The sequence below is a fragment of the Paenibacillus sp. J31R98 genome (assembly GCF_056269245.1).
On record NZ_JBWDNO010000010.1, the window covers coordinates 16,664 to 29,126 of the forward strand.

11 protein-coding genes and 1 other annotated feature are annotated in these 12,463 nt (G+C 54.3%); of the genes, 3 read left to right on the forward strand and 8 right to left on the reverse strand.

The genetic code is table 11. The features are described from left to right. Nucleotides 1–12 precede the first annotated feature (12 nt). The 7 genes from argS (AC0YNX_RS26975) to speE all read right to left on the reverse strand — a co-directional run bounded on the left by argS (AC0YNX_RS26975) (nucleotide 13) and on the right by speE (nucleotide 7,398). Entirely contained in the window at nucleotides 13–1,692 is a 1,680-nt protein-coding gene (gene argS, locus AC0YNX_RS26975) for an arginine--tRNA ligase (RefSeq protein WP_475818804.1), read from the reverse strand. Nucleotides 1,693–1,761: 69 nt separating this feature from the next. Further along, nucleotides 1,762–2,265, reverse strand: coding sequence for a YwiB family protein (locus tag AC0YNX_RS26980; RefSeq protein ID WP_475818805.1), 504 nt, complete (start codon nucleotides 2,263–2,265; stop codon nucleotides 1,762–1,764). Nucleotides 2,266–2,364: 99 nt separating this feature from the next. Beyond that, nucleotides 2,365–4,089, reverse strand: coding sequence for an arginine--tRNA ligase (gene argS, locus AC0YNX_RS26985; protein WP_475819008.1), 1,725 nt, complete (start codon nucleotides 4,087–4,089; stop codon nucleotides 2,365–2,367). Nucleotides 4,090–4,195: 106 nt separating this feature from the next. Beyond that, nucleotides 4,196–4,461: a binding site (T-box leader), on the reverse strand. A 69-nt stretch (nucleotides 4,462–4,530) separates the two neighbouring features. Then, a complete protein-coding gene (locus tag AC0YNX_RS26990) occupies nucleotides 4,531–5,040 on the reverse strand; it encodes a DNA-deoxyinosine glycosylase (protein WP_475818806.1) in 510 nt (169 codons plus the stop codon). Between the two features lie 77 nt (nucleotides 5,041–5,117). Further along, complete coding sequence (locus tag AC0YNX_RS26995; protein ID WP_475818807.1) at nucleotides 5,118–5,369, reverse strand: DUF7667 family protein; 252 nt, start codon at nucleotides 5,367–5,369, stop codon at nucleotides 5,118–5,120. Between the two features lie 312 nt (nucleotides 5,370–5,681). After that, nucleotides 5,682–6,551, reverse strand: a complete 870-nt coding sequence (gene speB / locus AC0YNX_RS27000; RefSeq protein WP_475818808.1) for an agmatinase — start codon at nucleotides 6,549–6,551, stop codon at nucleotides 5,682–5,684. 19 nt (nucleotides 6,552–6,570) lie between these two features. Next, nucleotides 6,571–7,398 (reverse strand): polyamine aminopropyltransferase, encoded by an 828-nt coding sequence (speE, locus tag AC0YNX_RS27005; RefSeq protein WP_475818809.1) that lies wholly within the window; start codon nucleotides 7,396–7,398, stop codon nucleotides 6,571–6,573. A 213-nt stretch (nucleotides 7,399–7,611) separates the two neighbouring features. Between speE and AC0YNX_RS27010 the strand changes: the two genes are divergently transcribed. Next, the gene (locus AC0YNX_RS27010) at nucleotides 7,612–9,720 is read left to right on the forward strand and encodes a transglycosylase domain-containing protein (protein WP_475818810.1); all 2,109 of its coding nucleotides are present in this window, start codon (nucleotides 7,612–7,614) and stop codon (nucleotides 9,718–9,720) included. A gap of 381 nt (nucleotides 9,721–10,101) precedes the next feature. Here AC0YNX_RS27010 and AC0YNX_RS27015 read toward each other — a convergent pair whose 3' ends face one another. After that, the gene (locus AC0YNX_RS27015; RefSeq protein WP_475818811.1) at nucleotides 10,102–10,944 is read right to left on the reverse strand and encodes a sugar phosphate isomerase/epimerase family protein; all 843 of its coding nucleotides are present in this window, start codon (nucleotides 10,942–10,944) and stop codon (nucleotides 10,102–10,104) included. Nucleotides 10,945–11,092: 148 nt separating this feature from the next. Here AC0YNX_RS27015 and AC0YNX_RS27020 point away from each other — a divergent pair, with 148 nt between their 5' ends. Beyond that, complete coding sequence (locus AC0YNX_RS27020; protein WP_475818812.1) at nucleotides 11,093–11,545, forward strand: VOC family protein; 453 nt, start codon at nucleotides 11,093–11,095, stop codon at nucleotides 11,543–11,545. 15 nt (nucleotides 11,546–11,560) lie between these two features. Next, nucleotides 11,561–12,262, forward strand: a complete 702-nt coding sequence (locus AC0YNX_RS27025; RefSeq protein WP_475818813.1) for an SDR family oxidoreductase — start codon at nucleotides 11,561–11,563, stop codon at nucleotides 12,260–12,262. The last annotated feature ends 201 nt before the right edge of the window (nucleotides 12,263–12,463 follow it).

Sequence of the window (12,463 nt, forward strand, 5' to 3'; positions counted from 1 at the left end):
GCGAAGCGCGGGTTACATGCGCTCCGGCGCCGATACGCCGACGAGGCGCAGCACGTTCGCGATCGCTGTACGCGTCGCGCCAAGCAGCGCGAAGCGCGCCCCAGTCTGAGCCGCGTCTTCGGTAATGACGCGGTCGGCTCTGTAGTAGCTGTGGAACAGCGACGCGAGCTCGTATACATAGCGGATGAGGCGGTGAGGCGCATATTGCACAGCCGCTTCCGCGATTTCTTGCGGCAGCTCGCCGATTTTGCGAAGCAGGTCGAATTCATGCTCGGTAGTCAGCTTGCTCAGATCTACTTCAGCAAGCGGCAATACCGCGATGCCTTGCTCTTCCGCTTGGCGGAAGATACTGCAAATCCGCGCGTGCGCGTATTGCACATAGAACACCGGATTCTCGTTGGATGTGGAAATCGCGAGATCCATGTCGAAATCGAGGTGGGAATCCATGCTGCGCATCGTGAAGAAGTATCGAATGGCGTCGATGCCGACTTCGTCCATCAAGTCTACCATCGTAACGGCTTTGCCCGTACGCTTCGACATTTTCACTTTCTCGCCGTTCTGGAACAGGCTTACCATCTGCGCGATCAGGACAACTAGCTTCTTCGAATCGTTACCGAGTGCTTCCATCGCTGCTTTCACACGCGGGATGTAGCCGTGGTGATCAGCACCCCAGATGTTGATCATGCGATCGAATCCACGCGCGTACTTGTCGCGGTGATAAGCGATGTCCGGCGTCAAATAGGTGTACGAGCCGTCATTCTTCACGAGCACGCGATTCTTGTCGTCACCGTACTCCATCGTGTTCAGCCAGGTTGCGCCTTCTTCTTCAAATACTTGGCCACGCTCGCGCAGCGCTGCAAGAGCCTGCTCGACTTGACCAGTCTTATACAGCGAAGTCTCGCTGTACCATACGTCAAACGCAACGCGGAAATTACCGAGGTCGCGCTTGATCTTATTGAGCTCACGCTCAAGGCCGTAGTCGCGGAAGAACGTGAAACGCTCTTCATCCGATAGCGACAGCAAGCGGTCGCCTTCGCTAGCGGCAAGCTCTTTCGCGAAGCCGATAATGTCTTCGCCGTGATAGCCGTCTTCCGGCATCGCCGCGTCTTGACCGAGCGCTTGCATGTAGCGCGCTTCAATGGAGTAAGCCAGGTTCGCAACCTGGTTGCCCGCATCGTTAATATAGTACTCTCTCGATACCTCATAGCCGGCAAAATCAAGCACGTTGCAAAGCGCATCGCCCACTGCCGCGCCGCGGGCATGACCAAGGTGAAGGCTGCCCGTCGGGTTCGCGCTGACGAACTCGACTTGTACGCGCTGTCCTGCGCCAGCATCAATGCGGCCATAATCAGCGCCTTGTTCCGACACCTGCGCTACGACCGGATACAGATAGCTGCGGTCCATACGGAAGTTGATGAAGCCCGGTCCGGCGATCTCAGCGCTCTGGATCGACGCCTTCTTCATATCAAGCCCGGCAATGATCGCTTCCGCGATTTGGCGCGGGTTCTTCTTCGCGAGCTTCGTCAGCTGCATCGCTGCGTTCGTTGCCAGGTCGCCGTGCGCCTTATCCTTCGGCACCTCCAGCACGAATACCGGAAGCTCCTCGCGTGCTGCAAGCCCCGCGTTCACGACTGCGTCTGCAATCGCTTCTTTCAGCTGATCGTGCAGCTGTTCAATAACATTCGTTCTCATAAAAAATACAATCCCCCTGATTCATAGATGTGAACATGTCAATGTATGTGGTGACAACTTGTAACAAACTTATTCCATTTCTTCTTCGGCCCGCAGCCGAATCATAAACTCTCCGGTCGGCTCGTCGTCAACGAGCAGCGTGTAATGCCATTCGAGCAGCATCGGCAGCATCGGTACAAGCAGGTCGCCTGTCTCCGGTGTCTCCTGAGGTTGCCGCTGCACCTGCTCCTGCTGCCCGGCAAAATCGCCGAATTGCATCCAGAGCAGCTTCGTCTCTGTTTCCATATGGAAATTCGCATGCGCCGACGTGTAATGGCCCGTGCGGCGGACGCCAGCAACGAATATCTGCTGCGACTCCACGGCACCATTCCGCGACAAGCTCAGCTCGCCGTCGCGCCAGCGAATCATTGTGCGCACCTCCGCGCTCGCGCCGGAAGCACCCTCTACCGTCTCGCCATAGCGAATAAACACGGTGCTGCCTTTGCGAAACCATTCGCCGCTGAATGTGTTATGCTCACGTTCCCCATCAACATCGCTTGTAAGCGTAATGGTTACTTTTGCTCTATCCGTCATGGATCACGGCTCCCATCGCCTAATACTCCTGTCCTCACTATATACAGGAGCATCGCCAATTTCAATGCCCGCCGCACGCGCCGTGTAAGCGGGCGGGACTTAAATCTGAGTAGGTGTCTTGAGACCGAGCAGTGTCAGCCCCGAACGCAAGAGATTCGCAACCGCTGCAGCCAGAAGCAGCTTCGCGGAAGTCTCGTCCTCGTTCTCCGTCAGAATGCGCTCCTGATGATAGAAGCGGTTGAATCGCTTCGACGCATCAAGCAGGAAACGCGCGAGCACGGAAGGCTCGTGCTGGCGAATCGCTTCCGTAATGGCTTCCGGGTAAGCAGCCAGCGCCTTCAAGCATTCCCATGCCGCTGCGCCGGTCAGATGCTGACCGTAACGTCCTCCTGCCGCAATCGCGCCGGACTGGCTAAGCGTCTCCGCTTCCTCAAGCGACAGGCCGCCCTTCTCCAGCAGCTTGAATGCTCTTGCCGCTGTATATTGCACATAAGGGCCGGTCTCCCCTTCGAAGCGCAGCGCTTCATCGAGCGAGAAGTCGACCTCCAGCATGCGGTGATGCTTCAGGTCACCGAAGACGATAGCGCCGATGCCGACTGCTTCCGCTACGTCTTGAGCTCCTTCGAGCTCCGGATTTTTCTCCGAGATAATGGCGAGTGCCTTCGCTACCGCTTCATCGAGCACTTCATCGAGGAAGATGACCTGCCCTTTGCGCGTGGACATTTTGCGTCCGTCGAACTTCATGAGGCCGAAGGGCAGATGCAGGCAGTCATCTGCTACTTCTTCACCCATACGCTTCAATACCGAGAACACTTGGGAGAAATGCAGCTTCTGCTCCGCGCCGACCACATACAGCAGCAGGTCCCCGCCCATCTCTTTCTTCCGGTAGAGCGCCGTTGCGAGATCGCGCGTCGGGTAGATCGTCGTGCCGTCTGTCTTCAATATGAGACATGGCGGCAGCCCTTCTTCGTCGAGGCGCACGACTTGTGCGCCGTCGCTTTCTTCCAGCAGCTGCAGCTCCGTCAGACGTTCGACGACAGCACCCATCTTATCGTTATAGAAGCTCTCACCAAGCGTATAATCAAACTTCACGCCGAGGCGCGCGTAGACGCGGTCGAACTCTTCCATGCTGAAGGAGACAAAATACTGCCAGAGACGATGCGCTTCCTCATCGTCGTTCTCGAGCTTCCAGAACCAGCGGCGAGCTTCATCTTCCAACGTCGCATCGCGCTCCACTTCCTCGTGAAAACGAACGTATAAGCTAAGGCTCTCCTTGATCGGAGCCTCCTTCAACTTCGCTTCATCTCCCCAGCGGCGGTACGCTTCCATCAACTTGCCGAACTGCGTGCCCCAGTCCCCGATATGATTGACGGTGACGACTTCATAGCCGGAGGCACGGTACATCTGAGCAAGCGCATTGCCGATCATCGTCGAGCGCAAATGTCCGACCCCGAACGGCTTCGCTATATTCGGAGAGGATAGATCGATTATGACGCGCTGTCCTGCACCAGCCTGCGACTGGCCGAAATCACTTGCGAGTAAAGGCGAGAGAAGCTTAGGCGCCCATTCTTCACGCTGCAGGAAGAGGTTGAGGTACGGTCCTTTCCCCTCTGCGCGGACCGGCTTCCCGTCTCCATTGATGCGATGCGCAAGCTCTTCCGCAATCGCGGTAGGCGCGCGCTTAAGCGTTCGCGAGAGTGCAAAGCACGGGAACGCGACATCGCCAAGCTCCGGATTCGGCGGCAGCTCCAGCAGCCGAACGATCTCCTCGTGTTCCAAAGCGACATACGACTGCAGCTGTACAGCTGCCCATTGCAATAACAGGCTCATCCGTCGTTTCCTCCCCATTGTGATGCTACAAAAACGCCTTTGCCCACTTTCAGCAGGTAATCACCGTTTTGTGCTGGAACATAAAAAACCCCCGTCTCAATAAAGAGACGGAGGTTGAATTCCGCGGTACCACTCTTCTAGCCTTCCTTCGCGCACGTGCACGACAAGAAGCCTCTCAAGGCACGATAACGGGGTGACCGGATGCGCCTACGGACGCGCTTGTTCATGCAGAAGACTGCCGCCAAGTTCGCGTTTCGGTTCATCTACTCCCGGGTCCGCTTCCCTTACGCCGCTGCACCGGCTTTCACTGTCCCGGCTCGCTGCTAGCACCGAACTGCAAGGTACTGTCCCGATCATCGTATATAACTGTTATTTCCCCTATTATATGCAACCTCGCTGAAATTGCAAGCGGCAAATGATTATCTGAAAATGCTTCTATTTCAAGAACGGTAGAATCACCCGCCATGCTTCAATGCGATCAGCCGTATTGCGCATATGCTTGGTCGGAATGGGGCTCGTTGACGGCAGCTTCAGCATTGCCTTGCCTTCGAAGGTTGGATCGTCGCGAAAATACTTCTTGAACGTATCGTGCGACTTCGTTCCGTTAAATATCAGGCAGCGTATGGTCGGATGTTCCTTCACCAGACCGGGCAAGTCATTCGGCACCTCCGCGCGAATGTTAGCATCGAGGCTGCCTTCGCGTTCGCAGGATGCAATGACATCCCACATGGCAATGCCGTGTGAAGCTGCAAAAGCAAGCCTATCCTCATACGCCTCATCCGGCTCACGACCGAACAAGCCATATAGCACCCGCCACATATGATTGCGCGGATTGCCATAATACTGATTCATTGCGATTGAAGCTTCTCCCGGCATGCTGCCGAGAATGAGTATGGTCGCCCCATCGTTAACGACCGGCGGAAAAGAGTGAACGCGCATCGTCATGGTGATATGCTACCTCCTTCTTCTCCTCCGAGCTTAACCTGTTGCGACCAGCTGATGCAAGCGCTCGGCAAGCTTGTTTAAAGCTGAGGCGAACCTGGCGGCTGACCGCTCAGCTTCTCGAGACGCTGACAAATTTCATGCTGCCATTCGACGTCCTGCACCATGGAGGCGGCAAGCGACAAATTATGCAGATTGGCGAGCTGCCTAATATGCATCGCGTTGACAGCCAGGCAATGCTCGAAATCAGCTTGCTCGTCCCCTGTTAGCTGACGGCGAATTCGAATCGTCCACAGCTCGGCGAGCCGTTCATGAATCGGTAAAATGTTCACGTGCGCCATCCCTCCTAATCATCTACTAGTAACCAGTATGACCAGAAAAGAGAGAGAGTAAAACGCAAAAACAGCGACAAGCCTAAAGAACCTCAAACGGCTCCCACTTCTCAGTCCAATGTTCTTCCGATCGCTGTTGTAGCCTGGATATTTTCCGATTCACTAAGACATTTAGATGTTACTATCCGTCTACAAAGGCGACCGCTACGCTTCTACAGAATCATTGGAACTGCTCCGTTCCCGTTGCACAGAACAAAAGAGAGCAAAAAAGCTGAGAGTGACGAACACCACTCTCAGCTTTGTTTATACAAATTACTTGATGAAACCTAGCAGCATTTCGCGGATGACTTTTGCCGCGACGATCTGGGTTTGTTCCGTTGGGTCGTACGCTGGCGCTACTTCCACAAGGTCGCAGCCGATGATGTTGATGCCTGCCCCTGCAATCGCATGGACCGCGTCGATCAATTCTTTCGAAGTGATGCCGCCAGCTTCTGCTGTACCTGTACCAGGAGCAGCGGAAGGGTCGAGCACGTCGATGTCGATCGTCAGGTAAACGGGACGACCTGCGAGCTCAGGCAGCACTTTTTTCAAAGGCTCGAGCACTTCGAACGGGTGGAAATTGATGTTCTCGCGAGCGAACTGCCATTCTTCACGGGAGCCGGAACGGATACCGAATTGGTAAATGTTCTTGCCGCCGATGAGGCCAGCTGCTTTGCGAAGAGGCGTGGAGTGCGAAAGAGGCTCGCCTTCGTAGCTCTCGCGCAGATCGGCATGAGCGTCAAAGTGGATGATCGCTACATCCGGATACTTCTTGTACACCTCTTGGAAAATCGGCCACGAGCACAGGTGCTCGCCGCCAAGACCAACTGGCATTTTGCCGTCTTCAAGAACGCCTGCAACGAACTCGCCGATAATATCGAGCGAGCGAGCCGCGTTACCGAAAGGCAGAAGCAGGTCCCCTGCATCGAAATATTCGATGTCTTCCAGGCTGCGGTCGAGGTACGGGCTGTACTCTTCAAGGCCGATAGACACTTCGCGGATACGCGGAGGGCCGAAACGGGAGCCTGGGCGGAACGATACGGTAAAGTCCATCGGCATGCCGTAGATAACAGCCTTGGACGTATTATAGTCTTCCGAGCTTAGGATAAAGACGTTGCCGGAATATTTTTGATCGAGTTTCATAGGTCGCGATAGTCTCCTCTTACTTAACCAAGTCTTCTACAAACTTCGGCAGAACGAAAGCTGCTTTGTGCAGACGTGGGGAGTAGTATTTTGTGTCGATCTCAGGAATGCTGGACTCGTCCACTTCAAGCGGATCGTACTTTTTGCTGCCCATTGTGAAGGTCCACAGGCCGCTTGGGTATGTCGGAACGTTCGCCCAGAATACGCGCACGATCGGGAATACTTCTTTCACGTCACGGTTAACGTTCGTGATCAGATCAGGCGTGAACCAAGGGTTGTCCGTCTGAGCAACGAAGATACCGTCTTCCTTGAGCGCATCGTAGATGCCTTGGTAGAAGCCGCGTGTGAACAGGTTTACCGCAGGACCAACCGGCTCAGTGGAGTCAACCATTACAACGTCATATTCATTCTTGTGGTCATGGATGTGCATGAAGCCGTCGTTCACGTGCACTTCAACGCGCGGATCTTCCAGACCGCAAGCGATTTGCGGAAGGTATTTCTTCGAGTATTCAATAACTTTGCCGTCGATATCAACGAGGACTGCTTTCTCAACGTTCGGGTGCTTGAGGATTTCGCGGATTACGCCGCCGTCGCCGCCGCCGACTACGAGAACTTTTTTCGGATTCGGGTGCGTGTACAGTACAGGGTGAGCGACCATTTCGTGATAAACCCACTCGTCCTTGTCTGTAGTCATAACCATGCCGTCGAGCACGAGCATTGTGCCGAACTCTTCTGTTTCGATCATGTCAAGCTGTTGAAATTCCGTTTGCTCGCTAACGTAAGTTTCTTTCACTTTCATTGTAATGCCGTACGTTGGCGTTTGCTTCTCGGTGTACCACAATTCCATCGTGTAATCCCTGCTTTCTTGTATGTAATGGTGCAATTGATCATAAGGTCAAATGTTTCAATCTGTATTATAAGTTAACGAGGGGAAAAAGCAACCTTTTGCCAGATGTGCACAAAAATTTAACAACCCTTGCCTCCATCTGAATAGCGTGCCCCAATGTTTTCCATACTACTAGAAACTAGTGTAAGGATTAACAGGTTAGGAGCGAAACAGATGAAACGATTCGTGTTCAGGCATGGCAGCGGAGGCAGGAAGCTTCGGATACCGGTTCGGATTCAGCTGGAACGTTGGATGCCTTTCTTGAAGCGGCTGCAGAGATGGCTGCTTTATACGGGAGGGGCGCTGCTGCTCTTGTTCGTAGCGGCTTTCTGCTTCCTCTATTATTTGCGAGTGCAGGCGCTGCCTGCTTCGGCGATCAGTCAAACGTCACAAATGCTGGATGCGCAGGGCCACGTCATCGACACCTTCCATGCCGGCGAGAACCGGCAATCGGTTCCTTTGAAAGAAATCTCGCCCTACCTTCTTGAGGCGACGCTCGCGATAGAGGATCAACGTTTTTATGACCATTTAGGCTTTGATTTGAAAGGAATGGCTCGTGCCGCTTTCGTGAATGTGGAGCATCTATCGCGGAAGCAAGGGGCGAGCACGTTGACGCAGCAGCTTGCTCGCAATCTGTATTTGACGCATGAGCGAACTTGGTCTCGGAAGCTGAAAGAAGCGATGTATACCATTCAACTGGAGATGCATTATTCCAAGGATGAGATATTGGCGCTCTACTTGAATGAAATCTACTACGGCCACGGAGCTTATGGCGCAGAAGCGGCATCCGAGCTGTACTACGGCAAACACGCTTCCGAGCTGACTTTGGCTGAGAGCGCGATGCTTGCAGGCATCCCGAAAGGGCCGAAGTATTACTCGCCTTATATGGATATGAAGAATGCAAAGGATCGCCAGCGGACGATTCTGCAGACGATGGCCGATCAAGGTATTATTCAGCAGACCGATGCACAAACGGCAGGTGCGGAGCTGCTCACGTTCATCCCGCTTGGTACGAGCAAAGCGAGCGGATCTGCGCCTTACTTCCGCGATTATGTGCGCTACATCGCTGTCGACAAGCTCGGCATTGATGAGCGGAAGCTAAGCGAAGGCGGAATCCGGATCTTCACGACGCTGGATCCTGAAGCGCAGCGCGCCGCGGAGGAAGCTGTGGCGAAGGGAATTCCTGAGGATTCGCAGCAGCAGGCCGCACTCGTCTCCGTTGACCCGCGCACCGGCTATATTAAAGCGATGGTCGGCGGGCGAAATTACAAGACGAATCAATATAACCGGGTCTTCGCCAAGACGCGGCAGCCTGGCTCTTCGTTTAAGCCGATTCTGTATTTGGCCGGCCTGCAGCAAGGCGTGCTGACGCCAGTGTCAAAATTCAAGAGCGCGCCGACCATCTTCACTTATGATGAAGGGCGCAAAACCTATTCGCCGAGCAACTATAACAGCAAGTATGTCGGCGATTTTATTGATATGCGGCAAGCGATTGCGAGCTCAGACAACATCTATGCGGTGAACTCGATTATGGCCGTTGGGCCGGAGAAGGTTATCGACATGGCGCGAAAGCTCGGCATCGAGAGCCCGATGAAGCCGGTGCCATCGCTTGCCCTCGGCACATTCCCGATCAGCCCGATGGAGATGGCGTCCGCCTTCAGCACGCTCGCCAATGGCGGCATTCGGATGGAACCTACGGCGATCTTGCGGATTGAGGACAGTAAGGGCGAAGTGCTCTATGAAGCGCAGCCTGCTTCCTATACAGTCGTCGACGCGGCTCATGCCTATGTGCTGACGAGCCTGATGGAGAGCGTGTTCGATACCGGCGGCACCGCCGGCCGGGTATCGGCGATGATCAAACGGCCGGTCGCCGGCAAGACCGGCACGACCGCGACCGACGCATGGCTCGTCGGCTACACGCCTGAGCTTGCGACTGCGGTGTGGGTCGGCTACGACAAGGACCGCAAGCTGTCGCAGACGGAAGCGCGGCGGGCGGCGCCGATCTTCGCTTCCTATACGGAAGCGGCGCTGTCGGCGATTCCGCCGAAGATCTTCCCGCTGCCGGACGGCGTCGTGTCCGTCTATATCGACCCAAGCAGCGGCAAGCTCGCCGGCAAGACTTGCCCGAACAAGCGGCTTGAGACGTTCGTGAGCGGCACGCAACCGGTCGAGGTATGCGGCGTCCATGGCGATACGCCGTTGTCGCCGGATGGCAACGCCGACGCGAAGTCGGTGCAGACGAAAGCATGGTGGAAATCGTTTAAGCGCTGGTGGTCGAACTAGCGCTGTTTAGATGAAAGGGAAAGCCCCTATATAACGGCAGGCTGGAGAAGCTGCCGGGTATAGGGGCTTTTTTTTAGGGATTTATGCTTGAAGGAACAATGGCGATCGCCGCAGTAGACTCCTAACGAACTCAGATGAGCTTATTCGCTACGAATTAGCTGTTCTTGAGCGCTAACGAATCACAGACACGTTATTTCCTCGTTTTCTCGCCAAATCCCCCGGATTTATACTAAATAACATCGCTAGGGTTCGTTAGCGCCTGTAAAGTGTGATTTTCGGGCAAATAAGGATGCTAGGATTCGTTAGCCTTTCGTTGCGTGTTGGAATGCTGGACTACCAGATCGAGAAGGAACATTTTCCGCCCACTCCACTGTGCATCTATTACAACGGAATCCGCAGATCCGCTGCAACGCCGCGAATATAATCCGCCGCCTGCCGATACTCGTCATTGGTGCGCAAGTGTTCGATCATAAGCGGGGTATCCGGATGCAGCTTGTGCAGCTCTGTCAGGAACACCCGGTAGTCGAGCACACCTTGACCCGGAATGACCTCATCGAGATGGACGGTCAGGTTGCTGCGAATTAGGATGTCCTTGGCATGACAATTGCGAATATAAGGTCCAAGTTTGCTGAAGAAGTCGCGAATGAGGTCACCGGTTCGGTAGTACGTCCTCGGGCTGCTGATTATGTTCACGGGATCGAAGTGAACGCCGAAGCCTTTGCGATCTACCTCCTTCATTAAGGCAAGATATGTATCGGCTGAGTCCGGGAATACCCACGGCATCATCTCAAGGGCAAATACCGTCCGCTCCGGCTTCACCGCATCAATAATATCGCGTACGGTCTCCACAATGAGCTCGAACGTATCCTCGCTGAAATTGTCCGGGTGCGGCCCATCCCATTGCTCGCCCCGCGATCCTGCAATCGTGACGCATACGCCCGCTCCAATGCGCTCCGCAAGCTCCAGCCTTCTTTTGCAATAGGCGATGGCTTCGCGTCTGGTCTGCTCGTTCGGACTGATCGGATTGCTCCAAGCCCCTACTTCAGAGATGATAATATCGTGCTCGCTCGCAGCCTTCATATAAAGGTCAAGCTCAGTTAGCTGGTCTTCCCGATCAATCGGGCACGTTGCCGCTCGAAAGCCCGCTTGCTTATGCGCCAGCGCCCAGCTCTCCGGATTCTTCTCTTCTAGAAACACTTGTCCGCCTAGCCGCATCGCTTTCATCCCATCCTTCGTTGACCTGTAGTTGTTAGCGCCAGTATATCATAGTACAGTGGTAATATTTCCTTTATTTGGTCAACAAGGAGAAATAAGCTAAGTGCCGAATAAGAGCTATGAGATGAGAACGGATTTATGAGAGGATGGTTCCCTAATGGCAGGATTACTAGGCAACAACATCATTACGCAAATCGGCATTCTCGTACATGATATTGAAAAAGTAAGCCAAGCTTACGCCGATTTCTTCGGCATCGAAAAGCCTCCAATCATCATCACCGATACAGCGGACAAAGCGCAAACTAAGTTTAACGGTGAGCCTAGTGAAGCGCGGGCAAAGCTGGCGTTCTTCAACATGGGCTCGCTTCAGCTCGAGCTGATCGAGCCGGACGAGCATCCGAGCACATGGCGGAATTATCTAGATGAGCATGGCGAAGGGCCGCATCATATTGCTTTTGTCATTGAAGGGATGAAAGAAAAAGTCTCATTGCTTGAGAACAGGGGCTTCCTGCTGGAGCAAAAAGGGGAATATACCGGTGGACGTTATGCCTACATGAACACGATTCCTCAGTTGAAGGTACTTGTCGAGCTGCTGGAGAACGACAAATAAGGAGGCTTCTCGTCGATGTCGATGAATGTACTTATTACGGGAGCAAGCCGCGGGCTTGGTTACGAGATGGCAGCCGAGGCGCTTGAGCGAGGGCATTCCGTTATCGCAGGCGTGCGAGATGTGGACGCGCCGGGCAAGCTGGCGGAGCTTCGCTCCGAATATGGAGAGCGAATTGTAATCGCTCGGCTCGACGTTATTGACGAAGCGAGCATCGCCGCTCTAGCGGCACGCCTGAACCAGGAAGGGCGGTCGCTTGGCGCCATCGTCAACAACGCCGCCATTCTGAATGCACGCAACACGCACATTGAAAAGCTCGATATGGATGACGTGATCGAATCCTTCAATGTGAATGTGTACGGACCAATGCGGGTGGTGAAGCATTTTCTGCCTCTGTTAACGGAGGACAATGCAGCGCTCATTAACATATCGTCGGAAGCAGGCAGCCTGACAAATGCTTACCCCGGCGACTACCCGTACGCGATCTCGAAAACGGCGCTCAACATGTTCACGCTGCAGCTGCACAGCTACTTGAAGGACCGCGGCGTGCTTGTGCTCAGCATCCACCCCGGCTGGATGTTCACCGACATGGGCGGCAAACAAGCACCAACCGATCCGCGCGACAGCGCTCGCGGCATCCTCGATCTAATCGAGCGGCGCATCGAAACGGACAGCCCGTGGCAGTTCGTCGATTATACAGGCCGGACAATGCTGATATGAGAAAAAGCCTCGCATTCCGCTGGTTTAAGCGGAATGCGAGGCTTTTGTTCTTTGGTGGGGGGAGGGCTCTGCGTGAGATTTGGTTGAGAGAACGCATACGTGCTCTCAGCATTCAAAACACGCCGAATGTTGGCTGAGAGAACATATATGTGCTCTCAACGCCGAAAACCAACCAGCTAACCTTTATTCTGACGCTGAGAG

Bases quoted from the DNA above. Each gene is read 5' to 3' on its own strand.
- argS (WP_475818804.1), bottom strand. From the start codon at position 1,692: ATGAGAACGAATGTTATTGAACAGCTGCACGATCAGCTGAAAGAAGCG.
- AC0YNX_RS26980 (WP_475818805.1), bottom strand. From the start codon at position 2,265: ATGACGGATAGAGCAAAAGTAACCATTACGCTTACAAGCGATGTTGAT.
- AC0YNX_RS26990 (WP_475818806.1), bottom strand. From the start codon at position 5,040: ATGACGATGCGCGTTCACTCTTTTCCGCCGGTCGTTAACGATGGGGCG.
- speB (WP_475818808.1), bottom strand. From the start codon at position 6,551: ATGAAACTCGATCAAAAATATTCCGGCAACGTCTTTATCCTAAGCTCG.
- speE (WP_475818809.1), bottom strand. From the start codon at position 7,398: ATGGAATTGTGGTACACCGAGAAGCAAACGCCAACGTACGGCATTACA.
- AC0YNX_RS27010 (WP_475818810.1), top strand. From the start codon at position 7,612: ATGAAACGATTCGTGTTCAGGCATGGCAGCGGAGGCAGGAAGCTTCGG.
- AC0YNX_RS27015 (WP_475818811.1), bottom strand. From the start codon at position 10,944: ATGAAAGCGATGCGGCTAGGCGGACAAGTGTTTCTAGAAGAGAAGAAT.
- AC0YNX_RS27020 (WP_475818812.1), top strand. From the start codon at position 11,093: ATGGCAGGATTACTAGGCAACAACATCATTACGCAAATCGGCATTCTC.
- AC0YNX_RS27025 (WP_475818813.1), top strand. From the start codon at position 11,561: ATGTCGATGAATGTACTTATTACGGGAGCAAGCCGCGGGCTTGGTTAC.